The following is a 24693-nucleotide window of genomic DNA, read 5'->3' on the forward strand; positions in this document are numbered from 1 at the left end:
TCCGCCCGCCATACATTTCGAGCGATCCAATGAGTCGTCCATTGCCTAGCATTTGCATCCTCTACATCGCACTTGGCAGCTATGATATGTTCTGGGAAGGCTTCCACCGTTCGATGGAAGCGAGTTTCCTGCCCGGCTATCGCAAGCATTACATCGTATTTACTGACCACCCCCCGGAGTGTTTCGCCGGGCCCGAGATCACGATCATCAACAAGCAGCGTCGGGGCTGGCCTTACGACTCGCTTATGCGATTCCATTTCTTTAACGACGCGGCCCACCTCATTCGGCAATTTGACTTCGTCTTTTTCTTGAACGCCAATGTCGAGGTTCGGGCGACCATAGGCCCGGAAATACTTCCTCACCCTCCCGCTGGGCTCGTGGCAGCCTTGCACTGGGCCTTTGTCGACAAGGACCCTGTCGTCTATCCCTACGAGCGACGGCTGAGCTCAACGGCCTCCATTCCGTTCTGGAAAGGTCGGCGCTACTTCACGGGGGGCATGAACGGCGGGACGACTGAGGCATTTCTCCGGATGAGCGAGGACTTGGCCGCGAACATCGATGCGGATCTTCGCGGTGGCGTGATCGCCAAATGGCACGATGAAAGCCACCTAAACGCTTATCTCCTGGACAAGCCGGTTCTGGAACTGCCCCCCAGCTACTTCCGCCCCGACAAACGCAAGCTCACCATCGAGACCAAAATCTTCGCCCTGAACAAAGAAAAATTCGGTGGCCTGCGCAACATCCGCGGGATGACACCGCGTCAGCCCCTATTTGAGCAGAGCCTCTCGTTGCAGGACCCGGTGCTTTGGGCATTGCGTGCAGTGCCTTCACGCTGGCGCCGCGCTTTCTTCATGCGTGCGGCATCTGGAACGAAGCGCGATCTCGAAAAGCCAAAGACCGCCTGACGCGATGCAGCTCTTGGCTCGCCATTGATGGATCGCCTTCGCGCCCTAGATGTTCTAATCAGAGGGCGCGTTGGCGTTATCGATCCAGGATCAGCTAAATGGCGGAACAAGGAACAAACGGTGCTGGAAGCCCCTCCTTCGCGGAGATCATTCGCGGCCATGCCAAGGACCGGCCACTGCCCAAGCGCTTCTACAAGCAGGCTGAGGTGGCAGAGACAGATGGCGGTTTCACCGTCACCCTGGACGGGCGCGGAATCAAGACGCCCCTGAAGCAGCCACTGACCCTGCCGGCTCGGACCCTCGCCGAGGCGGTCGCCGCCGAGTGGAACGCGCAAGGCGAGCATGTTGACCCCGCCTCCATGGGGCTCACCCGTCTCTCCAATACGGCGATCGATCGTGTCGCGCCCGACAAGCAGCGCATCGTGTCAGAAATCCTGGCCTTTGCCGGCAGCGATCTCCTCTGCTATCGCGCCGAGAGCCCTGATCCGCTGGTCGCCCGTCAATGCGCCATATGGGACCCGATCCTGAAATGGGCGGCAGAAAGCCTGGGGGTTGGGCTCGTGACCGCCACGGGCATCATTCATCGTGCACAGCCGGAAGCCTCCCTGGCCAAACTGAACACGCTGCTCAATGACTATGACCCCTTTGCTCTGACCGCCATTCACAACATGACGACCCTCTCAGGCTCGGCGATCGTGGCAGTTGCGGTCGCCAGAGGGCATCTTGAGCCTGAGGCCGGATGGGCCGCGGCCCATTTGGATGAAGACTGGCAGATCGAGCAATGGGGCGAGGATGCCGCCACCCTTCGCCGCCGGGCGCTGCGCAAGGCCGAATTCGATTCAGCCGTGTCGTTCTTGAAGCTGACAAACCATCCATAGCCATTGCGTTTGCTGAAACTGGTGGTATTTACCCCCAGGACAATTCGACAGTAGACGGGAGTGGCACGGGATGAGCGACGTTCTGAACGAGCTCCAGGAACGCCGGGCTGTGGCGCGCGCTGGTGGTGGCGCTAAGCGTATCGAGGCGCAGCACAATCGTGGCAAGCTGACGGCGCGCGAGCGGCTCGAACTGCTGCTGGATGAAGGCTCGTTCGAAGAGTTCGACATGTTTGTCGAACACCGCTGTACCGATTTCGGTATGGAGAAGCAGAAATTCCCGGGCGATGGCGTGATCACCGGCTGGGGAACGGTCAATGGCCGCACCGTCTATGTCTTCGCCAAGGACTTTACCGTTTTCGGCGGCTCGCTCTCGGAAGCCCATGCCCGCAAGATCACCAAGATCCAGGACATGGCCCTGACCAATCGGGCACCGGTGATCGGTCTCTTCGATGCGGGCGGTGCGCGCATCCAGGAGGGCGTCGCAGCCCTCGGTGGCTATGGCGAGGTCTTCCTGCGCAACGTGCTCGCCTCGGGCGTCATTCCGCAGATTTCCGTGATCATGGGCCCCTGCGCGGGCGGTGACGTCTATTCGCCGGCCATGACCGATTTCATCTTCATGGTACGCGATACGTCGTACATGTTCGTGACCGGGCCTGATGTTGTGAAAACCGTCACCAATGAGACGGTCACCGCCGAGCAACTGGGCGGTGCGAGCGTTCACACCACCAAGTCCTCCGTTGCCGATGGCGCTTACGACAACGACGTCGAGGCCCTGCTCCAGATGCGGCGGCTGCTCGATTTCTTGCCGGCCTCCAACACGGATGACGTGCCGGAGCTGCCAACTTTCGATGACCCGGACCGCATTGAGATATCGCTGGATACTCTGGTCCCGCAGAACCCGAACCAGCCCTATGACATGCGGGAGCTGATCCTGAAGGTCGTCGACGAGGGCGATTTCTTCGAGATCCAGGAATCCTACGCGAAGAACATCATCATAGGGTTTGGCCGCATGGAAGGCCGCACCGTGGGCTTTGTCGCGAACCAGCCGATGGTCCTGGCCGGCGTTTTGGATACGGACGCATCGCGCAAGGCCGCACGCTTCGTGCGCTTCTGCGACTGTTTCTCGATCCCGATTGTCACCTTCGTCGACGTGCCCGGCTTCCTGCCCGGAACGGCGCAGGAATATGGCGGCCTCATCAAGCACGGGGCCAAGCTGCTCTTTGCCTATGCGGAAGCGACCGTGCCGAAGGTGACGGTCATCACCCGCAAGGCCTATGGCGGTGCCTATGACGTGATGTCATCGAAGCACATCCGGGGTGATGTGAATTATGCCTGGCCTTCGGCTGAAATCGCGGTGATGGGACCAAAGGGCGCCGCCGAAATCCTCTATCGCTCCGAGCTTGGTGACCCCGAAAAGATTGCGGCGCGCATCAAGGAATATGAGCAGCGGTTCGCCAATCCCTTCGTGGCAGCCGAGCGTGGCTATATCGACGAAGTGATCATGCCGCACTCAACCCGCCGCAGGATCGCCCGGGCGCTCAACATGCTCCGCCACAAGGAGCAGGAGAACCCCTGGAAGAAGCACGACAACATTCCCTTGTGACCGGCCAATCCCGGTCATAGGCGTATGTCCTACGAACAGCCTGCCCGCCGCGGATCGCATCTGTGCCGCTGCGGGAGCGGCCGTGGGCTGTTGGTCCAATTGCCGACGGCCGAGCGGGGCTCACGCGTGCGGGGGACCACTGTTGGCGCCTGCGCGTAAGGGGATGGCTGAAACGCCCAGGGATAGGTCTGGTAATAGGAATTGCGGGTCTCGTCCTGCGGGTCCCAATTATACATTTCGCTGGCCGGGGTCACCAAACTCACCGCAGCCGCGAACATCACTGCACTGAAGCCCATCGCATCGCTCCATTCGGGTCCAAGTCTTGGACATATGGGGGGCAGAGCGGGTGCAGGAAAGGTGATGTTGCGAGACTGATCTGATCTATGACGAGCTGGGCCGCATCTTCTTGCGCGGAAACCGTAAGGGCCCGCCGCTGGCAAGATAGACACCGGCAGAGACCGCGATGATGCCCGTCCAGTCGCTGAGCGAGGGGATCTCACCGAGAACGGGAATGGCAATCAGGGCAGCCAGCGCTGGCACCAGCGCACCGAAGGCCGCGCCCGCCGAGGCGCCGAGATAGGTGATGGCCTTGCCGAAGAAGAAAAGCGACACCACCGTTGCGAGAACACCCTGAAACAGGGCCTGAAACAGGATGTCATGCCAGGGGGCAGGGGGCAGACTAAGGCCACGGCTCACCAGATAGAACGGTAGGAAGATCACGGCCGAGCCGACCGATACCAGCGCGCTCGCATGCAACGCCCCAAGCCGCGTTTGCCGGAGCGTCACCGCATAGCATGCCCAGATGAATGCCCCGGTCAGGAACAGCAGGTGCCCGATCGTGTGATCGGGGCCGGGCAAAAGGGCCGAGAGGCCGATGATCATCATCCCGCCCAGAAGGATGAGTCCGTAGCCAACCTTGCGGCTGCGGGTAAAGTGCTCCTTGAGGAAGATCGCCGAGAGAATGGCAACCAGAAGCGGCATCACTCCGGGAATGAGCACGCCCCCATGGGCGGCCGGCGCAAATCTCAGCCCCATGGCGGCAATGACCGCATAAGGGGCGCCCGCCCCGCAGATCAGCACCATGAGGCGCCACCAGCCGATCCGGTCAGTGGCAAGCCCCTGGCGAAGCACCACGGGAAGAAGGAGCAAACCCGCGGTCCCGAAGCGGAGCATGGTCAGATCTGTTACGGTGAGTGAGGTGGTCACCCCCAGTCGCGTGACCGACATCCAGCCCGCCCAGATGGTTACGGCTGCGATCCCATAGAGCGCGCCAGCAAGATAGTTCGGCCTCGCGCCATGCATTGATACTGTCGCAGAACTCATCGGGGCGCCTTTACGAATGCCAGGCGTATTGCTTGGACCAGGAGAAGAGCAGGGGCCGGTCTTACCAGGCCACCGCGCGTCTCCCTACCTAATGGCTGAGGGTGCTTCTATGGCCGATGTAAGGCAATTCAACCGCGGTTCGAGGAGTCCTGCGGCAACAGAGTGAGCACCTCGATCCGGTTACCGTCCGGATCGCGAATGAAACCGGCATAGACGCTTGCTTTGCTATAATGCCGCACTCCAGGCGCGCCGTCGTCATGTCCGCCATGGATTAGCGCCAAGCGGTGAAATTCATCGACGCTCTCGGCCCCCTTTGCTCTCAGGCAGATATGGCAGCCGGTATTCTCATAGACCGCCGGCATTTCCGGGCGCGAATTGATCCAGAACACCGCATAGCGGTCGCCGAAGCCGATACTGTTCGGCCGTGAGACCAGCCGCGAATAGCCGATTGGCTTGAGCACAGCTTCGTAAAAGCGCGCCGCTTCGTCCAGCAGCCTAACGCCAACGGAGACATGGTCGATCATCAGCACCCCCGATGCTCATGCGGCGGTGCTTGCCGATCAGACATCCAGCACCTTGCCGCCCGCCCAGCATGAGAATAGCCAAACGAGCGGACACGCAAAGCCCCGATAATGGCACGTGGGGTCAGATCCGTGCCGCGCCCCCGGTCAATGTCTCCGGTTCGCGCTGAGTGGTCAGGCTCGCCACGATCTCGATCAGGCCCACGATGAGATGCGGCCAGAACACCCGATCGGCAAAGCCGAAGAGCCAAGGCGAGGCCGCGAGCAACAACCCGCTTAGTCCATCGAGCCACAGATGCACTGGCATGGGGATGAGGTGAACCGCGCCAAGTTCATACCGGGTCAACAGGCTATAGACGATGAGCAGAGCGCCCAAAACCATCGGCAGCCATTGCTCGATCTGGCCATTGGCGAATCCAAAGAGATAAGGAGCCGCCAGGAGCAAAAGGCCGACCACGTAATCGGCCACTCCATGCATGCGCGTGGACAGGAAATGCATCGTCTCCCTCTTGGACTTCCAGCTTGCGCGGCAGAACGTCGTCACGCTCCAGAACTATCCGACTGGATAGCAACGGCTCAGCGTTCAAAGCGATGCAGAACCGGTGGAGCAGGCTCGCGCCCGACGCTTGCGCGGCTGCCGGCGGGTGCGCCCGATTGCCCGTTCAACACGCTGTTGGGCTGTCCAGCCATCACGCCGAAAATCGGCGTGGTCTCGAGCCGGGCCGGGCCAATGGTCTCATCGATCCGGCGGAAGGTTGCCAGCGCCTGCCCGACCACCTGATCCATATTGTAATAGCGATAGGTGGCAAGCCTGCCCACGAACCAGACATTCGTGCTATTTCGGGCGAGCTCTTCGTAGCGCTTATAGAGCTCCTGATTGGCCGCATGCGGCACGGGGTAATAGGGATCGCCTGTCGCGCTCGGATATTCATAGGTGAGGGCGGTATGCGGATGCTCTTGACCCGTGAGGTGCTTGTATTCGGTTACGCGCGTGAAATCATTGCACTGCGGATAGTTCACGACCGCGACCGGCTGGTGCCACGGCTTGTTCAGCGTGACATGATCGAATTGCAGTGAGCGATAGGGCAGCTTGCCGAAGCAGAAGCTGAAATATTCATCGATCTGTCCGGTATAGATCACCCGTTTATGGGGCACCATCTCGCAGACATCGCGATAGTCAGTCTGGAGCATGATCTTGATATTGGGATGTTTCACCATGCGCTCGAACATGCGCGTGAAGCCATGCTTGGGCATGGCCTGGAACCGGTCGGAGAAATAGCGGTCATCACAATTCGTTCGAGTAGGAACCCGCGCCGTTACTGATTTGTCGAGTTCGCTAGGGTCCAGCCCCCATTGCTTGCGCGTATATCCCCGAAAGAACTTTTCATAGAGCTCGCGCCCGACCTTGCTGACCACCACGTCCTCCGACGTCTTGATGGCATCGACCGGCTCAGCCCGGCTTGCGAGAAAGGCCTCCACCTCCTCGTCACGCTCGAGAGACAATCCGTAGAGCCGGTTGATGGTCGTGCGGTTGATCGGAATAGGTACGAGCTGTCCGTCAATCTCCGCAAGCACGCGATGACTGTAATCGCGCCATTCGGTGAACTCAGAGAGATAGTCGAAGATTTGCTGGCTGTTGGTGTGGAAGATATGCGGCCCATATTCATGGATGAGCAGGCCGGCTTCATTATAGCGGTCATATGCGTTTCCGCCGATATGCGGCCGCCGGTCGATCAGAAGCACGCGTTCGTTGCGCTGGGTGGCGAGGCGTTCTGCCAATACGCTGCCGGCGAAGCCTGCGCCGACGATCAGCCAATCAAACATATGAGTTCCCTTTCATGGCCGCCGCTCGTCCGGCGGAGAGGTTGGTCGGTGGCGAGACAGAAAGCGGCCGAGAGGAGCGGCGCTTCACCTGATCGATGAGACCGTGCATGGCGGCCCAGGTCTTGTCCCAGGACATGGTTTGGAGATGCTGGTCGACCTCTCCGAGCCAGGGCTCACGCGGCCGTATCAGGAGATGTTCGAGAGCCGAAACGAGCTCGGCGGGCGTGCGGGCAATCTCGACGAGCCCTTTTTCGCCATAGGGCTTCACCACATCGGTGATTGGTGTTGACACCACCGGGACCCCGGCGGCGAGGAATTCAGGGGTCTTCGTGGGGCTTATGAAGCGCGTGGCATCATTGATGGCAAACGGCATGAAGCCCGCATCCCAGCCAGTGAGGTATCGCGGCAGCTCCGCATAGGATTTCGGCCCGAGCCAATGGATATTGGGCGCGCTCGGCAGGGTCGCCTGGTTGATCTTGACCACCGGTCCGATGATGACGAACTGCCAGTCCGGCCGAAGCTCGGCAGCCTCGCGCACCAGCTCCACGTCCATGCGCTCGTCAATGACACCGAAGAAACCGATCCGCGGCCGGGCGATCACCGCCTGATCCTGTGGCGCATCCGCGTCCTTCAGTGCGCGCGCCTTGCGGAAATGCGCAGCATCGATGCTGGAGGGAAAGGCATGCACATGCGGATGGCGGCTGCGCTTCGCTGCATAGAGGCTCATGCCGCCCGTGAAGACGAGATCGGCCCTGGCAAAGAGCTCTTCCTCCAGCGCGAGCAGACGCGGCGGCGCGCCGAGAAAACCCGATAGCTCGTCCATATTGTCGTAGATGACGGCTGAGGCCTTGATGTCGCGGCTAAAGGCCACAGCCATCGGTGTGTAGTACCAGAGAACGGGACTGCCAGAGAGATTGGCCTGAAGATGCGCACCGATGAGATTGCGCGTTTGCGCTTCGGCGAGTTCGGCATCCGTGCCCTCCAGGAGCACCGGCACGATCACAGTAACGCCCTCCGGACGGCTGCTAATATCGAGGTGAGGCGTGCCTTCGCGCTTGAATATCGGCTCCTCTATGAAGAATACGCGATGGGACCGGGCTGCGCGCGACAGAAGATGCTGCGGCCGCTGATAAACAAAATCCCACCGCAAGTGGGAAAAGCATACGAGTTCGGGGCGGTCGTCTATGGCTTGCGCTTGAGACATCGCTACTCTCCGCACCTTGCGCTGCCTGTTGTCAGCGCTCGGCTTATATGTGAGAAGACAGTCCGGATAATGAGCAATCGCGGATCGACAGGGGTGCAACCCGCTGCAAGCAGTAAAAGTTCCTACAACGTGCCTTCCTGATGCCTCAGGCGGGGGCCACAAAGCTTAGTCGCGATTGAACCGAGCGAGCGTTCAGGCATTCCCCATGGGCTGAAACCGAGCAGTGCCGACGCCAACCGCGGGATCACCTAATGAGCATTGAACGTCCGTTTCGCAGCTTCTTCATGGGAGGCTTTGAGTGTTCCACGCACCGGCGTGGCGACGGAAATCGCCTGGATCTCCTGGCCGCGACCGCCCATGACCGGTTGGCTGAGGCTGACTACCGCCAGCTTCGCACCCTTGGTCTGCGCACGATCCGTGACGGCTTGCGCTGGCATCTGATCGAGGCGACGCCCGGGCATTATGACTGGTCGAGCTTTCTGCCCATGCTCCGCGCCTCCCGGAACGAGGGCATGCAGGTCATTTGGGATCTCTGCCATTATGGCTGGCCGGATGACATCGATATCTTCTCGCCAGCTTTCGTGACCCGCTTCGCCCGGTTCGCGCGTGAGGTGGCGCGCGTCATTGGTTCAGAAAGCGACGATGTCCCTTATTTCTGCCCGGTGAACGAGATGTCGTTCTGGGCCTGGGCCGGCGGTGAAGTGGCGCGGATGAATCCGGGCACCAAGGGCCGCGGCGGTGAGCTGAAGCGGCAGCTCGTGCGTGCCAGCATTGCCGCGATTGAAGCGATCCGCGATGTTGAGCCACGTGCCCGCTTTCTCTATGCCGAACCGGCGATCCACGTGACCACATATTCCAGCCAGCGGAAGAGCCGTGAGGCTGCTGAATCTTATCGGCTTTCCCAATATGAGGCCTTCGATCTCCTGGCAGGACGCCTCGAGCCCGAGCTTGGCGGCAGGCCCGATTATCTCGACATCATCGGTGTGAATTTCTATCCCGAGAACCAATGGCTCGATGGCGGCCCGACAATTCCATTTGGGCATCATTCCTTTCGGCCCTTCCGCGAAATGCTGACCGAGGTTCATGAGCGCTATGGCCGTCCCGTCCTCGTGTCCGAGACCGGGGCTGAGGGTAGCGCCAGGGCCTCTTGGCTTCATTATATCGGCGCCGAGGTCCGCGCGGCACTGGCGAGCAATGTGCCGGTGCTCGGCATTTGCCTCTACCCCGTGCTCGACTATCCCGGCTGGGACAATGACCGCTGTTGCGAGGTCGGCCTTTTCAGCATGCCTGATCCGACCGGGCGGCGGCTGCTCTGCGAAGCCTTTGCCGAGGAACTCGAGCGCCAGCAACTCCTGATCGAGGCGGTGCGGCAGCCTCTCACCATGCCCCGTTCGCGCGGACCGCTCAAATTGGTGGCGGACAATGACTGATACTGCAACCGCACTTCGGACCACGGGGATCAGCGCGCGCGCGCCCGAAAGCGGCGCGCCGAAGTCTGAGCAGCCCCGGTTTCTCGCAAGCCCCTATGCCTTCGTGCGGCACTATCTTGCCAAGTGGCGCTGGTCCTTCCTTGCGCTCGGCCTTCTCGTTGTCGCGGCGGCATCCTGCGCGGTTGCCGTGCAATACGAGATGAAACTGCTCATCGATGCCATGGCCGTTGGGCCGCAAGGTGATCACCGCGCAGTCTGGACGGCGCTTGCCGGCTTCATCGGACTGATTGCGGCTGAAAGCCTGTTGTGGCGATCAAGCGGGTGGCTCGGCGCGCGCACCACCATAGGTGTGGGCGTCGATATGCGCCTCGACCTGTTCGACCATCTCAGCGCACAGCCGATGCGCTATTTCACCGAGAACCTCGCGGGCTCTCTCGGCCAGCGCATTACCGCGACCGCCGGCAATTTCGGCGCTCTCTCCAACACCATCATCTGGCGGATCGCGCCGCCCACCATCGATTTTCTCGGGGCCATCGTGGTTTTCTCCACGATCGATTGGCGCATGGCCGTGGCGCTGGGCGTCTTTGTCATTGTGGTCACGACCGGATTGATCCTGTTTGGCGAGCGGGGAAGGCCCTTGCACCGCGCTTACGCCGCCCAATCCGGCGAAGCCGCCGGAGAGCTCACCGACGTCATTTCGAACATGTGGGCGGTGAAGGCCTTTTCCGCCCGCCTGCGCGAGCGCTATCGACTGACAGATCGGTTCACGACCGAGGCAGGCGTTCAGCGCTCGAGCTGGATGTATATGGAAAAGACCCGGCTCATTTATGACGTTGTCCTATGGGCTATGGCTGGGGGCATGCTGAGCTGGGCGCTCTATCGCTGGGCCGATGGGGCGATCACCACGGGCGACGTGGTGGTCGTCAGCGCGCTGACCTTCCGCATTCTCCACGGGGCGCGCGACCTTTCCCTGTCCCTCGTCGATATGGTCCAGCAATTCGGTTATATCGAGGATACGCTGAGGGTGATAGGCCAGCGCCCCACGGTGATCGATGATCCCAAGCATCGGGCGCTTCGCCCGGCAGTCGGCGCGATCGAGCTGCGCAAGGTGAGCTTCACCTACGGCAATGAGGGTCATGACGCGGTTCATGATCTCAACCTCTTCATCCCCGGCGGACAGAAAGTCGGCATCGTCGGCCCCTCCGGCGCAGGCAAGTCGACGCTTCTCGCGCTGATCCAGCGTCTCTATGACGTGCAGCACGGCGACATCCTCATTGACGGCCAGTCGATCCGCGCCGTCACCCAGGACAGCCTGCGCCATACGCTCGCTGTGGTCCCGCAGGAGATTAGCCTCTTCCACCGCAGCATTATGGAGAATATCCGCTTTGGGCGGCCCGATGCGACGGATGAGGAAGTCTATGCCGCGGCCCGTGCCGCCAATTGCGAGCGCTTCATTCGCAAGCTTCCTGACGGCTACGACACCATTGTCGGCGAGCGCGGCACCAAGCTCTCTGGCGGCCAGCGCCAGCGGGTCGGCATTGCGCGCGCCTTCCTCAAGAACGCGCCGATCATCATCCTGGATGAGGCTACCTCCGCCCTCGATACCGAGTCCGAGATCGAGATCCAGAAGGCGCTCATCGAGCTGATGGAGGACCGCACCGTCATTGCGGTGGCACATCGCCTGTCCACCATCGCCGCCTTCGACCGGGTGCTTGTCATGTGGGATGGTCGCATCGTCGAGGATGGCGAGGCCTCCGCGCTTCGGCGCCAAGGCGGCCTATTCGAGCGCATGTGGCGCCTGCAGGCCGAAGGTTTACCCGGCGATAGCCTCGCGGCGGGGCAGGGGCTTTGGCCGGCAGTCTCTATTGCGGGAGCGCCAGTCTCCTGACGATTGGCTGGGGGCAGGTTGCCCTGGTCATCCGCCATCACTGTGGCTTCGGCTGTGGCTTCGCTGGGCCCCCTTATAGTGGCCGACCAGCTCGATGGGCTCGAGCCGCCGCGAGGACTTGCGTCCGATGAAGAACACGCCGCTTGCTCCATCCACCGAGAAGTCAGGCGGAATGATCGCATCCAAATATTGCGTCCAGAAGAACATGAGCTTGGCGACTTTTCCGGCTTTGACCGAGCGGAACAGGCTGCGCGCGAGATAGTCAGCCGACCACATGAATTGCAGGCCCGGCCCGCCGCTGGCCCCTGACGCGACCGCATCGAAATCCCGAAACAGATAACGATGCCCGCTTTCGGTGAAGCGGGTGAAATCATAGGCGCCCTCGTGCACCTGCTGCATGAAGGGCGTTTCGGCATAGACGAGCCCGCCCGGCTTGAGCACGCGCCAGATCTCCTCCACCACCCGTTGCGGTTCGACGACATGCTCGAGCACCGCCTGGATCACCACCGCATCGAAATGATTGGATGGCAGCGGCATCTGGTGCGCATCGGCGACGAACTGGATCAGCGGCGACCGATAGATGTCGAAGCTGAACAGCTTCAATCTCGGATGATCATAGAGCGGGGCCATGCCCTGGCCGATACTGCCGCCGCCTACGATGAGGACGGTGATGGGGTCGCTGAGCTGCTCCAACTCCTGGACCAGCATCTCGACATTCCGCCGGGTTGTTGGCTTCTGCGGCGAGAGAAGACGCTTGACCATAGCCGAGGCGCCGCGATAGCGCGGTCGCTCGATCACGCTTTCTGCGGCACTCGCCAGCACGTCGCGCTCGCTCAGGATCGAATGGCGAAAATCGATGAGGATAGGCAGCCCATCGATGATCGGATATTCGAGCGGCTCATCGCTATCGATCGAGCTCGCCACCAGCTTGTCGCCGATGCGCTCGAGAGGCGCACCGGTTTTAGGGCATCGCAGGATATCCAGGCATTCGGATGCACTTGCCAGCATGATCCCTTCCCCAGCGATCTGCTTAGCCTCAGCATTCGCAATCGTTCAGCCATCCCTGCGCAATTGCATAGCGCACGATCTGTGCGCGCGAATGCAGCTGCAATTTTTCGGTCGCGCGCGCCTTATAGGTTTCGATGGACTTGATGCTGATATTCGCCCGCGCGGCGATTTCCTTGTTCGAATAGCCCAGCGCCACCATGCGAAGCACGTCCTGTTCACGCGGGGTAAGCTCGACCACGCCCGACGCCTTGCCATTCGTGGGGGTGCTTTCGACAGCGCTCGAGGTCATCTCCAGCGCCGTGGGCGGATCGAAGAACAGCCCGCCCAGCATGACCGAGCGCACCGCCTGCAGAAGATTTTCACCGGCCGAGCACTTCTGAACATAGCCCTTGGCGCCCGCCTGAAGTGCCCGCTGCACATAGGAGCGGGTGTGGTAAAGCGTCATGATGACGATGCGCGTACTGCTATGTTCACCGAGGATGCGCTCCGTGAGCTGCAACCCATTGATATCGGGAAGCGAGATATCGAGGATTGCGACATCGGGATTGGTTTGGTCGATCAGCGCCAGCGCGTCGGCGCCGGTGCCAGCATCGCCGACGCAGATGATCTCGTCCGATGTTGCCAGCAGCGCGCGGGCGCCGGCCACGACGACAGGGTGATCATCAACAATCACGGTGCGGATAGGTGTGGTCATCATGGTCATCTCACTACTGTTTGACTGCCGCCTCGGGCTTGATCAGAGGGATGACGGCGGTAAGCCGGGTTCCCTTCTCTTGGCGTGGCTTGATGGCGAAATGGCCGCCCAGCTTGGCCACACGGGCCAGCATCCCGGCAATGCCGGTATGCTGGTTTTCGGGACTGCGGGCCTTGTACTGGATACTGTTGAAACCCGGCCCGTCGTCCTCGATTTCAACTTCAATCTCGTCAGCGGTCAGCCTGACGCGGACAGCCGCCTGGCTTGCTGTCGCTGCGTGCGCGGCGACATTGGTGAGTCCTTCCTGGACGATCCGGAAAATGGCCTCGGCGACTTCATCACTGGGAATGATCCCGGGCGTCAGCTGCCGATCGAAACGCGCTGGGATGCCAACCCACTTCTCCCACTGCGCCACCAGGCCGGAAAGCGTCTCCACCAGCTCTGACCCACTGGGGACACCGGCCTTCGCACCCTGGGAAATGTCGTGCAGCTCATTGCTGAGCTGTGTGAGAATTGCTCTGATCTCGGCGAAGCGCGCTGCAAGCGCGGGGTCATCACACTTTGCCTCCAGCGCCGACAGCTGGAGCATGACGGCTACGATATGCTGGCCAGAAAGATCATGGATATCGCGGGCAAGCTTTTCTCGCTCTGTCTCAGCTTGGGCCCGCACCTGCATGCGCTCCGCACTATGCGCAGTATGCATTGTGGCCTGTGTCGGGGATTTCGTCTCGTGATCGTCCTCATCCGGCCCTCGACATCGGCCAATTCCATCGGAATGAGGCAAACTCTTCCCGCCCCCGCCGGAGCGAGCGCCTTTTCTCGTCATGCAAAACCCTCCCCAGAGTATTGGCACGCGGCGAGATGGACGTTTCTACACAGCCCTCCCTACCCCGATCATAACCCTCCAGACCGAGTGAGTAGGCGCCAACATGCGCTAAACATGCCAGTATTTCTACCATCAGTCAACAGAGTTTCTCATTTCTTACTTTTTGTTGCCACAATTGGATCTTGTAAAATCTTTGTTATATCCGGGAACTTCTGTGCCTGGTTGGATATTGATGGCGATTGTGGGGAACTCAATTCACCGCTGACTTACCGTTGAAGATGATCCGCGGTCGCGCGTTCATAATTGCGCGTCTATCGCCTTGTTTCGTCGTGAAGTTGGTCGCGGCTGCTTCTCGCCCGTCTGTGTTTCTCCGAGCCATACGGCTGAATCAGAACAGGGTGGCAAAGGCCCGTCCTCGGGCGCTCGCGATCTCGATACCCTAGAGCGGGCTTGTCCGACTGCCTGTCAGGCAGTGTTGTCAGCACTGTCAGGTTTTTAATCCCTACACCGTCGATAGGGGGTGCGCTACCGTTAGGCTGATGCTGAGAGCGGTCTGTCGATATACTTCGCACAATTCTCAATCGAGCAAACGGTTCTTGCGAATACTTTTGTGTGAAGCAGTAATTTCCGGTCCTGCTCGATCCGGGCTTGTGGCGACATGATCATGCACATCATCACGAACTATACAGCCAATGCCGGCGCCGAAGCTATGCTCTCCCGGCTGTTGAGCGTCTCGCAGACACCCGCGATCGTCATTTCCCTCATGAACATTTCCGACCATCGGCGCCAGCGGACGGATCTGATCCGCTATGAGGCCCTTGGGATGCGCTCGCCCGCCGCTGCTGGTGTCACGCTGTGGCGTCTCTCCCGGATCATCGCGCGCACCGAGCCCGATCTGATCATCTGCTGGATGTACCACGCTTTGATTGCCGGGGTGCTCGCCGAGCGTTTGCGTCGGATTTTGCCTTTTCGTGGTGTGTTGACGGGCGAGCGATCAAAGGCCCGACCCATTCCGGTCTTCTGGAACGTACGGCAATCGCTCGATGATCCCGGCGCACTGTCGCGGAGCACGCGGCTTGCGGTGGCGATCTCCAAACGGCTGTCCCATAAGGCGGCGGGCATCATCTTCAACTCGTCTCGCGCCTATGCCCTTCATCGCAGCATAGGTTTCCGCAATCACAACATGGTGGTCATCCCGAACGGCTTCGAGCTGGCGAGTCCGCCCGCGTCAATCCAAGTCCGGCCGCAGCTCTTCGGCATTGCGGCGCGCTTTCACCGCCAGAAGGATCATGCGACCTTCTTTAGAGCCGCAGCGATCGTTCATCGCCAAAAGCCGGCGGCCCGCTTTGTGGCGGTCGGCGAAGGTCTCTCATCCGACAATCCCGAAATCCAGGCGCTCTTGGCCGAGGCTGGCCTGCCCGCGGAGGTGATCGACCTCCGCGGTGAGGTTGCCGATATGGATCCCTTTTATCGCGAGATCGACGTCCTGGTCCTGTCGTCACGCACCGAGGGCTTTCCCAACGTCGTGGCCGAGGCCATGGCCCATGGCAAACCCGTCATCACCACGGATGTGGGCGATGCCGCAGCAGTGGTCGGGGAAACGGGCATTGTCGTGCCGCCGGGCGATCCCTCGGCGCTCGCGCAAGCCATGTGCGGGATGGCCGACATCAGTCCATCCGACTATCGCCTCCTATCTCTCAGCGCACGTCGTCGCATAGAGGATCACTACTCCCTTCCTCAGATTGCGCGGCGATATGAACTCTTCCTAGGCCATCCATGAGCACCGCCATGTTCCCATTCGGGCGTCCCACGGCGATGAGCCTGACCGCGACCCGTGTCTTCTCGAGCAATCCACCGCTCGATCTCACCCTCGAAAGCGCCTTCTTCTCTCGGCTGAAGATGCGCAATGGCACCTTCAAATTCACGAAGCCCTCGCGTTTTGCTGAGGTCGACCGGTGGCTTCTGCCATTTGCGAAAGATCGGATCGGGGCCGACAGCGCTGTTCTCGACATCGCGGCCTCAACCGCCCTCACCACGATCGAGCTGATGGACGCACTTGCCGTGCAGGGCATGAGCCCGCGGCGCGTGATTGCGACGGATCTCTTTATCGATGCGCATTTGGTGGATGTGGCGCCCGGCATACGGGTCTTGTGTGATCCCGATGGCTGGCCATTGCATTATGAGCTGGCGGGGTTCGGCATCAGGGCCTGGCGCCGCAGGCTGGACCTCATAACCCTTGCAGCCGTGCCCCTGATGCTCGCGCGCGCTGGCCTCGGACCGCGTCTGCGTCGCCTGATCGCCGAAGGGCGATCCCATCCCGTGCGCATGCAAAGCCGCGCGCTGTCGGGACGGAATATCGAGCTTGTCGCCAACGACATCTTCGTAAGGGAGCCGCGCTTCGTTGGCGCCTTCGACTTCATCCGTGCCGCGAACATTCTCAATCTCGGCTATTTCGATGAGCGCAGGCTGCGCACCGCCATCGCCAATATCCGTGCCTATTGCCGCGAACCCGGCGCGCTCGTCCTGATCGTGAGGACGGGCGATGCCCATCACGATGGAACGCTGTTCGAGCTCGACAGAAGCGGAGGGTTCTCGGTTGTCGCCCGGCTTGGGCGCGGCGCGGAGATCGAGCCCCTTGTTCTCCAGGGAAACGTCAAGAGAGCAGGATGTTGTGAATGACCCGGATGGGAAATCGCCGGGACCTGGGATGGGTGAGGCACGGTGCAGCGGTGGCGCTGCTGCTCGCCCTCAGCCTTGCGGCAGCCCATGGCCGCCTTGATCTCGGGCTTGGCGATTTGCCCACCATGCTCGCGGGCACCAGACAGCCTTTGTCCTATATTTCTCCGAAACTGGCCGATGGTCGCCAGCGCGCCTTTCCGACGGCCGAGGGCTTTGGCGCCGGCGCGCAAGGCGGTCGCGGCGGAGCCGTCCTCTTCGTGACCACCACCGCGGAGGCAGGCCCGGGCTCCCTCAGAGCCTGCATTGAAGCCACGGGTCCGCGCACCTGTGTGTTTCGGGTGAGCGGCACGATCACCTTGGAGAAGCGCTCGTTGGTGGTGACCAACCCCTATCTCACCATCGCCGGCGAGACAGCCCCTGGCGGTGGTATTGCCATTCGCAATGGCCCGCGCCAATTGCGACCATCTCTCGAGATCCTCACCCATGACGTGATCATGCGGCATTTGCGGCTGCGTCCCGGCCCGCATGCGCTCAAAGCCTGTTGCTCCGGCGCTCTCGGCTTCTACGGGGCCGATGCCACCAACATCATCATCGATCATATTTCTGCGAGCTGGGGATCGGATGAGACCGTCGATTCCGAAAGTGCGACCTATCTCACCATCCAGTGGAGCCTGTTCTCCGAGCCCTTGCTGGATGGCGGACCGGGCAAGCGTAACCGTGCCCGCAACATGCTGCTCACCAAAGGCGGTAATTTTTCCATCCACCATAACCTCTTCGCATTCGGCAAATTCCGCAACCCGCAGATCCAGATGGCCCACCGCCGCGCCAAGGTGGATGTGGTCAACAACGTGCTCTATTCGCCCATCTGGGATTACGTGATCAGCTTCAGCGATCGTTGGGCCAAGGTCAGGGCCAATGTCGTCGGCAACTATAAGATTGCCGGCGCAAAGGAGAAGGATGATCGCCTCGTCCATCTCTTCGAGGATGGCAAGAACGGCCACGAGATCTACCTCGCCGACAATTACGATGAAACCTACCGGCCCGATGAGGACCTCCCTGATGAGCTGGTGATCGCCGAGGCCAACCGCTCGACTGTTGTGGCTGAACCCTTCGAGGTCGCCGATGTCCGGGCCACATCTCCACAACAGGCTTATGACGAGGTGCTGGCGAGGGCAGGGGCCATCCGTCCCGCCCGCGACGCGGTCGACCTCAGGATCATCGCCAGTGTCCGCAACCGCTCCGGAAGCCTGCTGAAATCATCGCCTGAGGCGGTGGGTGGCTGGCCCATGCTCGTCAGCACCAAACCTCCGGCGGACGCCGACCAGGACGGAATGGCGGATGACTGGGAGCGCACGGTCGGCCTTTCCCCTGGCGATCCCAAGGATGGCAATGCCGATCACGATGGCGATGGCTGGACGAATTTCGAGGAATATCTCCATGAGCTGGCAGGAGACGGGCGTGGCATGGACCCCGCCCGCATGTCCCATGCGCACTGAATTCGCAAAAACCGGCCTCATCCGGTCAGTGGCCGGTCTCGCTTGCGGCGCCGCCGGCTGGGATAGGAGGATTGTCGCCCGCTTGGCTCGATGCGTGACGCCGCTTGGCCTTAGCGCTTTTCCGCTCACGCCAGGTGCGGCCCTCCTTGAGGAAGGTGACCGCTGGTGCAAGCGAAAGCAGCACTGGCACCGCCCAGAAGCGCCCATAGACATGCGGAACCGCATTGATCAGCATGGCAAACAGGCTGAGCGTGGCGAAGCCGCACAGGAACACCGGTCGCGCGCCGCGATAGCGCAGGCACGCGGCCAATGTGACGACGCCCCCGGTCAGCATGAGCACGAAGCCGCCGAGCGCGATCAGCCCGCCCTCGCTCCACATCAGCAGATAGAGATTGTGGACGGGCGCATGCCAGGCGCTGATCTCGCGATACTGATCGGCGCCATATCCCATCAGCAGGGCATCGCCCGCCAATCGAAAGGCTTCCTCATTCAGCGCCATCCGATCGGCGAAGGTGCCCGCATTGGCGAGATCGCCGGTCGAGAGCCCGGTCAGAACCCGCTTCTGGAAGGTGGCCGGCAAATAGGGCTGCACGGACGGCGACAGGACGGCGAGCCAGAGGAGCGGGAGGATGGCCGCCCCCAGGATCAGCCGTCGCAGGGTCAGCGTCGCCACGAACACGATGCCGACCCCGGCCAGCATGGCATAGAGCGCCGTATTCGATCCCGTGAGCATGATCCCATAGGCCATCAGCGGCACGAGGGCCAAGGCGATCACCGGGCGCATTGCACCCATGGCGGTCATGCAGAGGATCATGGGAACGGTGAGCGCGATCAGGCTGCCGCATTCGTTCTCCCGCTCGACGAACCCCTGCAGCCGTCCGCTTCCGCTGACAAAGACCGTGTTCGTCTTGGCCACGATCTCCACCACATAGATGCCGTGCAGGATCATGATCACCATGGATCCGACGAAGGTCTTCATCAGCAGGATCGTCTGCCGCCACGGGCGCCCCATCAGGATGAGCGGCAACAGGAAATAGGCGAACAGATACTGCATGAGCAGGATCAGCCCGCGATCCTCCGCGCCCGCCATAAGGCTGCTGGCCATGAGCGCGGCGATGGCTGTTGTAAGCCCGAACATCCAGAAGGCGGTTCCCGGGCCGAACGGCTTCAGCTGCACCGTGCGGTTCACCAGCATGATGACGAGGCACAGGCAGGCGAAGGCGTCGCTGGCGGTGAAGTAGAACGCCGGCACCCGCAGCACATTCATCGGCGCCAGGAACACGACGGCGCAGGCAAGCGCAAGTTCGAATCTTCGGGCGGCAGCTTCCGAGGGGCGCCTCGCTTGCGCCTCACCACCGCGCGCCGGCAGGTCGGGAACCGTTGCTGTGGAGTCCATAGGCGGCTCGCTTCTGGAGTTTATGAAGATCATGCACAAATATTTCTGCAAGTAAATAGTAGATAAATACGTAATTCTCTTGGAGAGGATGCGCTGAATGTTGGATGTGAGAGCCAAATCAGAGCAAATTGCGCGATCTGGTATGGAAGATTTACCTCTGAACCAGGCGCATCCAATGCATGTTGTCGGGCTTCGTGAGACGATCTCGCTGGTTCGTCGTCGGAAATACTTCATCGCAATCTTTGTTGCCGCGTCACTCGCAATCCTGGCGATCGCATTGGCCTCGACGAGCAACCGTTACACCGCAACCGCAGGGCTGGTGCTGGAGCGCAAGGAAGCGCCCATGCTGGAGGCGGTCACCGAGCTTCAGAGCGAGGAGCGGGATCGTTCTGCCGTCGAGACCCAGATGGATATCATCAGCTCGCGCGTGCTGGCCGGCCGGGTGGTGGATGCCCTGAACCTGGTGGATCACCCCTGGTTCAACACTTATCTGCCCGTGGATCCGGAGAGCCTTGGCCTCCTGCAGGTCATCCGCCAGAAGCTGTCGCAAGCGGCCGCTGCCATCGGGCTTGATCTCTGGAATGAGCCGAAGAAGCTGCCTCCGGTTTCCGTGCAGCGCGATCAGGCCATCACGAATTTTCTCGCGAAGCTGAGCGTAACGAGAAGCGGCGAGAGCTTTGCGGTTTTCGTGCATGTCAGCACACCTGACCCCGAGCTTTCCGCTGCCCTCGCCAATACGGTCGCCAAGGTCTATGTCACCTGGCTCCAGGACATTAAGCGCCAGGCGATGAGCGATGCGGTCACGTTTCTGCGCGATCGCGCCGGCCAGATTGCCGCGCGCATCGCCGACAACGAGCGCAAGATCGCCGATTTCAGCAGGCTCAACGATCTCGCCTCCGAGGCTCGCGACGATGTGCTGCGTCAGCAGATCGATGGAACGAACCAGCAGCTGACCACCGCCCGCGGAGAGCTTGCGGCCATTCAGGCCCGTCGTGAGCAGGCCAGGCTCTTGCTTGACCGCGCCGATGAGGTCGAAGGCGCAACCCTGACCTCACCCCTGCTGACCACATTGCGGGGAGATCTCGCGCGGATCATTCGCGAGCGCGCCCAATACGCATCGAATCTCGGCGCGAACCATCCCCAGGTCCTCAAAGCGGATGCGGAGCTCACGAGCCTCTCGAAGATGATCGACGGCGAGATCCATCGCATTCTCGAGGACCTCGCTGGCGAGGAGAGGATCGCAGCCGATCGCGTGCGCCAGCTTGAGACCCAGATCGGCGATCTGAAGGGCCAGTTGCGAGACCGCGGTCTTGCCGAAATCCGCCTGCGTGAGCTTGAGCGCGATCTTCTCGCGGATCAGAAGCTGCATGATCTGATCGTGGCGCGCCTCGGCGGCCTTGATCCTTACGCGGAGATCACCCGGCCCAGCGCCCAGGTGGTGTCAGTTGCAGCCGTTCCAACTCAGCCCGCTTTCCCCCAGAAGAGCAGGATCATGCTCGGCGGTCTGATCGGTGCCGCGCTGCTTGCCGTGATCCTGGCCGTCGGGCTTGAAGCCGTCGACACGCGGATCCGCTCGGCCCAGCGCATTGCCCAGGTCGTGCAGCTGCCGAACCTTGCGAGCATTCCAAGGCTGAAGCAGCCCTGGTTCAGACGCGAGCATCGCGACCCGCTCACCCATTTGGCGGAAGCGAAGCGTTCCTCCTACACGGAAGCGTTGCGTTCGCTCTATCTCGCCAGCGCGATCCGCCTCCCCATGGCAAGGCCCGCCCTGTTGTTCACCTCTCCCCTGGACAGTGAGGGCACGGCCGAGGTCGCGGCTGGCTTTGCATGGGCCGCAGCCAATGACCGGGTGCGCACCGTGCTGGTTGATCTCGACCCGCGTTCAGGCCTCAGCGATGGCTCGGCGGATGCCAATTGGCCAGGGCTCGCCTCGGTGCTGACCGGCCAGTGCACTCTTGCTGACAGCTTGCGTCCCCTGTCTGGAATCCCCGGGCTCGATGTGCTGCATGGCGGCTTTGACCACGACCGGACGCCAATCGATTTCCTGTCTTCGCAGAACATGCGCTGGCTCGTCGAAGAGCTCCGCGCATCCCACGAGATGATCGTGATCTGCTGTGCGCCTGTGCTCATCTTGGAAGATGCCGATGGGCTTGCGCCATTCGTCGATGGCGTTCTGCTTGTGGCCCGCTTTGGCCGGACCAGCGAGCAGGAACTTGCGAGCGCCGCAAACCGGCTGCGCATCAATCATGCCCCGCTCATCGGCGCGGCGCTGAGCGATGTCGACCCTCACGGTCAGCCTGATCAACAGGCCTTGAGCGCGGCGAATTATCCACGCCGGGCCAAGGCCTATCTGGGGCGGTGATCATGAGAATGGAAACAGGATCGCGCCTATCTCTTCATCGCGTTGATGAGATTCATCTCGGTCAGGAGATGGGCGTTGATCCGCTCCACATCGAACCGATCGCGCGCGATCTCGATGGATCTTTGTCCCATCCGCGCAGCAAGCGCCGGATTGGCGAGGAACCGGTCCATGGCAGCGGCGAGCTCCTCGGGCGATCGTGGCGCCACGATGAAGCCATTCTCTCCCTCGATGACCGTGTCGCGACAGCCCGGCGTATTGGCCGTGATCACTGGCCGGCCCATTGCCATGGCTTCGAGAATGCTCCGGGGGACACCCTCGCGGTAGTAGGACGGCAGCACGAAGACCGTGGCCTTGGCAAGATAGGGGCGGACATCACTGGTCTCGCCCAGATACTCGATGACGCCCGATGCGCTCCAGCCCTCGATCTCGTCCTGCGAGATTGCAAGCGGGCTCGGATCGAGAGGACCCAGGATCTGGAAGCGGGCCTTGGGATAGCGCTCCCGCAACAACGCGGCTGCCTGAACGAACTCGCGCGCGCCTTTCTCGTTGAGGAGCCGCGCGATCATGAGGAAGGTCACGGGGCTGGCCGGCAGTGGCACCGGCTTGAAGCGGACGAGGTCGACCCCGGAACCCGCGACGGCGACGAGCCGGGTGGGTCCACTGATCATCTGCCCCTCGCGAATATCCTGCGCATCGGCATCGTTATAGACGAAGACGCAGCGGCAGCCGCGCAGGGCGATCCGATAGAGCACCGTGGCGATCCTGCGGATGAGATGCAGCCGCGGGTTCTGTTCGGCGGGGCTGAACACATAACCGAGGCCCGTGACAAGAGCATATCGACGGCTGATCCGGGCAAGCCGGGCGGCGATGAGCCCGTAGATGATCGGCTTCATCGTGTAGCACAGGATCACATCCGGCGAGAGCCCGCGCAATTGCCGCCACAAATGGGCAAGGCTGCGCAGATCCTCCAGCGGATTGAGCCCGGCACGCTCCATGGGAATGCGCCTGAACTCGACCCCGATCGCCTGGAGCGCGGCGATGGTTCGTTCGTCGTTCTCGGGCCCGAATGCCACCACCCGATGCCCGTTCTCCACCATGGCGGCCAAAAGCCGGTAGCGGAAATTGGCGAGCGAGACGGTGTAGCTGCACACGACCGCGATGGTGCAGTGCTGAGCTGCGGCGTTTTCCCAACTCTCCATGCCGAAATGGCGGACCATGGCGATCTCTCGTCAATGTCAAAGAACAAGGAAAAGTAATATTCAATTAACACGATTGTATTTGTAGCGTAAATGGTATTGAATAAATAAAGATAAGAAGAATGTGGGCGGATTTCTATGTGAAATCTAGGGGTGTGCAACTATGGCTGGTCGCTGGTGTTTGAGTATTTCATGCAAGGGAGGGGCGGGATTGGGCCTTGCGGTCCTGCTCGTTGCCTTTGCCCCTGCGGGTGCCGAAAGCGCTGCGGCGGACCGCGAAGGCTTCCTGCTCGCCGCCGGCGATACGTTGCGCCTGGACATTCTCGACGATGATAAGGAGCCGGTGGATGTGACGGTGGCCGAGGATGGCACCATTCAGGCGCCTTATCTCGGTTCGGTCGAAGTTGCGGGCCTCGGTATCACCGATGCCCTGAGCAGGGTAACCGAGAGATATGTCGAGAAGGGAATTTTCGTTGTTCCTAAGATCGGATTGTCGGTGCTCACTTACCGCCCGGTCTTTGTCACCGGTGACGTTCGTCAGCCTGGATCCTATCCATTCCAGCCGCGATTGACGGTCGAAAAGGCCTTGGGCCTTGCCGGCGGCCAGATCACCGCAGCAGCCACCGAAGACCCGATCCTGGCCCGCGCCCGGATCCGTGGCGAGCTCGATGCGGTTGACTCGACCATTATCCGCGAAGCCCTGGGCATCGCCCGTCTGAGGGCACAGCTGAACGGCCGCAAAGAGATCAAGGAGGAAGACCTTCCCGCCGAGGCGCGCGCCTATGTGACCGGGCCTGTCGCCGAGACTATGCGCGCGGTCGAGCTCCAGATTTTGAAGAACGATCTCGATGGCTTTGCCGCGCGCACGAAGATCCTCGAGCAGGGCATCGTCGAGGCGGAAAGGGGGCTTGTTCTGTTGCAGCAGCTCTCGGAGAAAATCTCTGAAAGCGTGGCCTTCAGCCAGGCGGAGCTCGACCGTGCTCGCAAGCTGCAGAAGCAGGGCATCAAGACCCTGAATGAAGTGAACACCCTTGAGCGGCAGCGAGCAGCCGATGAGGTCCGTCAGCTTCAGGTCCTGGCCAATATGTCGGATGATCGTCGCGCGCTCGGCCTTCTGAAAAGCCAGCTCGCCGAGCTCGAGCACACCCGCCAGCAGGAGGCGCTGGTCGATCTGCAGACCCGCAATGCGGCCCTTGCCAAGGCGATCGCGACCCGCCGGGCCGGCGAGGAGCAGATCATGCTCATGTCGTCCCTGGCGGCGCAGGATGCGGCGCAGAACCGCGAGATCGTGATCAATTACACGATCAGGCGCGAGATCGACGGGACGGTCACGAATATTGCGGCGACGCCTGAGACCGCGGTCTCTCCGGGCGACGTGGTGGTGGTCAAGATCGCACCTCCTGAAAATCCAGCATCCGTTGCGGTCTTGGACAAGGCCGCCAAACCGGTGCAGTAGGCCT

General features: G+C 61.4%; 21 protein-coding genes. 10 read left to right on the top strand and 11 right to left on the bottom strand.

Features of this window, described 5'->3' with window-relative positions:
• Window positions 1-29 precede the first annotated feature (29 nt).
• The 3 genes from RCF49_RS00165 to RCF49_RS00175 all read left to right on the top strand — a co-directional run bounded on the left by RCF49_RS00165 (window position 30) and on the right by RCF49_RS00175 (window position 3386).
• Window positions 30-905 carry a hypothetical protein gene (locus tag RCF49_RS00165; RefSeq protein WP_342642030.1) on the top strand — a complete coding sequence of 292 codons (876 nt, stop codon included), beginning with the start codon at window positions 30-32 and terminating at the stop codon, window positions 903-905.
• Window positions 906-1003: 98 nt separating this feature from the next.
• Complete coding sequence (locus RCF49_RS00170; protein WP_342642031.1) at window positions 1004-1783, top strand: ATP12 family chaperone protein; 780 nt, start codon at window positions 1004-1006, stop codon at window positions 1781-1783.
• A 70-nt stretch (window positions 1784-1853) separates the two neighbouring features.
• On the top strand, window positions 1854-3386 hold the full coding sequence (locus tag RCF49_RS00175; RefSeq protein WP_342642032.1) for an acyl-CoA carboxylase subunit beta: 1533 nt from the start codon (window positions 1854-1856) through the stop codon (window positions 3384-3386).
• Between the two features lie 29 nt (window positions 3387-3415).
• Here the strand turns inward: RCF49_RS00175 and RCF49_RS00180 are convergent, their stop codons facing one another.
• The 6 genes from RCF49_RS00180 to RCF49_RS00205 form a co-directional block, all read right to left on the bottom strand.
• Window positions 3416-3682 (bottom strand): hypothetical protein, encoded by a 267-nt coding sequence (locus RCF49_RS00180; RefSeq protein WP_342642033.1) that lies wholly within the window; start codon window positions 3680-3682, stop codon window positions 3416-3418.
• Between the two features lie 85 nt (window positions 3683-3767).
• Window positions 3768-4709, bottom strand: coding sequence for a DMT family transporter (locus RCF49_RS00185; RefSeq protein ID WP_342642034.1), 942 nt, complete (start codon window positions 4707-4709; stop codon window positions 3768-3770).
• Window positions 4710-4837: 128 nt separating this feature from the next.
• Window positions 4838-5233 (bottom strand): VOC family protein, encoded by a 396-nt coding sequence (locus RCF49_RS00190; protein WP_342642035.1) that lies wholly within the window; start codon window positions 5231-5233, stop codon window positions 4838-4840.
• 121 nt (window positions 5234-5354) lie between these two features.
• Window positions 5355-5729: an SPW repeat protein gene (locus tag RCF49_RS00195; RefSeq protein WP_342642036.1), complete on the bottom strand. Its 375-nt coding sequence runs from the start codon at window positions 5727-5729 to the stop codon at window positions 5355-5357.
• Window positions 5730-5806: 77 nt separating this feature from the next.
• Entirely contained in the window at window positions 5807-7054 is a 1248-nt protein-coding gene (gene glf, locus RCF49_RS00200) for a UDP-galactopyranose mutase (RefSeq protein WP_342642037.1), read from the bottom strand.
• Window positions 7047-8258, bottom strand: coding sequence for a glycosyltransferase family 1 protein (locus RCF49_RS00205; RefSeq protein ID WP_342642038.1), 1212 nt, complete (start codon window positions 8256-8258; stop codon window positions 7047-7049). Before RCF49_RS00205 ends, glf begins: the two co-directional genes overlap by 8 nt.
• A gap of 251 nt (window positions 8259-8509) precedes the next feature.
• On the opposite strand from RCF49_RS00205, the gene RCF49_RS00210 reads away from it, so the two are divergent.
• On the top strand, window positions 8510-9688 hold the full coding sequence (locus RCF49_RS00210; protein ID WP_342642039.1) for a beta-glucosidase: 1179 nt from the start codon (window positions 8510-8512) through the stop codon (window positions 9686-9688).
• Window positions 9681-11576: an ABC transporter ATP-binding protein gene (locus RCF49_RS00215; protein WP_342642040.1), complete on the top strand. Its 1896-nt coding sequence runs from the start codon at window positions 9681-9683 to the stop codon at window positions 11574-11576. Before RCF49_RS00210 ends, RCF49_RS00215 begins: the two co-directional genes overlap by 8 nt.
• 27 nt (window positions 11577-11603) lie before the next feature.
• Here the strand turns inward: RCF49_RS00215 and RCF49_RS00220 are convergent, their stop codons facing one another.
• From RCF49_RS00220 to RCF49_RS00230, 3 genes are read right to left on the bottom strand one after another with little or no spacing between them, the layout of a single operon-like run.
• The gene (locus tag RCF49_RS00220) at window positions 11604-12584 is read right to left on the bottom strand and encodes a methyltransferase domain-containing protein (protein ID WP_342642041.1); all 981 of its coding nucleotides are present in this window, start codon (window positions 12582-12584) and stop codon (window positions 11604-11606) included.
• Between the two features lie 28 nt (window positions 12585-12612).
• On the bottom strand, window positions 12613-13281 hold the full coding sequence (locus tag RCF49_RS00225; protein ID WP_342642042.1) for a response regulator transcription factor: 669 nt from the start codon (window positions 13279-13281) through the stop codon (window positions 12613-12615).
• Window positions 13282-13291: 10 nt separating this feature from the next.
• Entirely contained in the window at window positions 13292-13981 is a 690-nt protein-coding gene (locus tag RCF49_RS00230; RefSeq protein WP_342642043.1) for a sensor histidine kinase, read from the bottom strand.
• A gap of 787 nt (window positions 13982-14768) precedes the next feature.
• On the opposite strand from RCF49_RS00230, the gene RCF49_RS00235 reads away from it, so the two are divergent.
• The 3 genes from RCF49_RS00235 to RCF49_RS00245 all read left to right on the top strand — a co-directional run bounded on the left by RCF49_RS00235 (window position 14769) and on the right by RCF49_RS00245 (window position 18279).
• A complete protein-coding gene (locus RCF49_RS00235) occupies window positions 14769-15884 on the top strand; it encodes a glycosyltransferase (RefSeq protein WP_342642044.1) in 1116 nt (371 codons plus the stop codon).
• Between the two features lie 8 nt (window positions 15885-15892).
• Complete coding sequence (locus RCF49_RS00240) at window positions 15893-16783, top strand: ATP-binding protein (RefSeq protein WP_342642045.1); 891 nt, start codon at window positions 15893-15895, stop codon at window positions 16781-16783.
• A 125-nt stretch (window positions 16784-16908) separates the two neighbouring features.
• Window positions 16909-18279: a pectate lyase gene (locus RCF49_RS00245; RefSeq protein WP_342644267.1), complete on the top strand. Its 1371-nt coding sequence runs from the start codon at window positions 16909-16911 to the stop codon at window positions 18277-18279.
• Window positions 18280-18304: 25 nt separating this feature from the next.
• On the opposite strand, the gene RCF49_RS00250 is transcribed toward RCF49_RS00245, so the two are convergent.
• Window positions 18305-19675, bottom strand: coding sequence for an O-antigen ligase family protein (locus RCF49_RS00250; RefSeq protein WP_342642046.1), 1371 nt, complete (start codon window positions 19673-19675; stop codon window positions 18305-18307).
• 175 nt (window positions 19676-19850) lie between these two features.
• Between RCF49_RS00250 and RCF49_RS00255 the strand changes: the two genes are divergently transcribed.
• On the top strand, window positions 19851-22037 hold the full coding sequence (locus RCF49_RS00255; protein WP_342642047.1) for a GumC family protein: 2187 nt from the start codon (window positions 19851-19853) through the stop codon (window positions 22035-22037).
• A 26-nt stretch (window positions 22038-22063) separates the two neighbouring features.
• On the opposite strand, the gene RCF49_RS00260 is transcribed toward RCF49_RS00255, so the two are convergent.
• On the bottom strand, window positions 22064-23254 hold the full coding sequence (locus RCF49_RS00260) for a glycosyltransferase family 4 protein (protein WP_342642048.1): 1191 nt from the start codon (window positions 23252-23254) through the stop codon (window positions 22064-22066).
• A 190-nt stretch (window positions 23255-23444) separates the two neighbouring features.
• On the opposite strand from RCF49_RS00260, the gene RCF49_RS00265 reads away from it, so the two are divergent.
• The gene (locus RCF49_RS00265; RefSeq protein WP_342642049.1) at window positions 23445-24689 is read left to right on the top strand and encodes a polysaccharide biosynthesis/export family protein; all 1245 of its coding nucleotides are present in this window, start codon (window positions 23445-23447) and stop codon (window positions 24687-24689) included.
• The last annotated feature ends 4 nt before the right edge of the window (window positions 24690-24693 follow it).

It is taken from the genome of Rhodoligotrophos sp. CJ14, from assembly GCF_038811545.1.
In the GTDB taxonomy this organism is placed as follows: Bacteria; Pseudomonadota; Alphaproteobacteria; order Rhizobiales; family Im1; genus Rhodoligotrophos; species Rhodoligotrophos ferricapiens.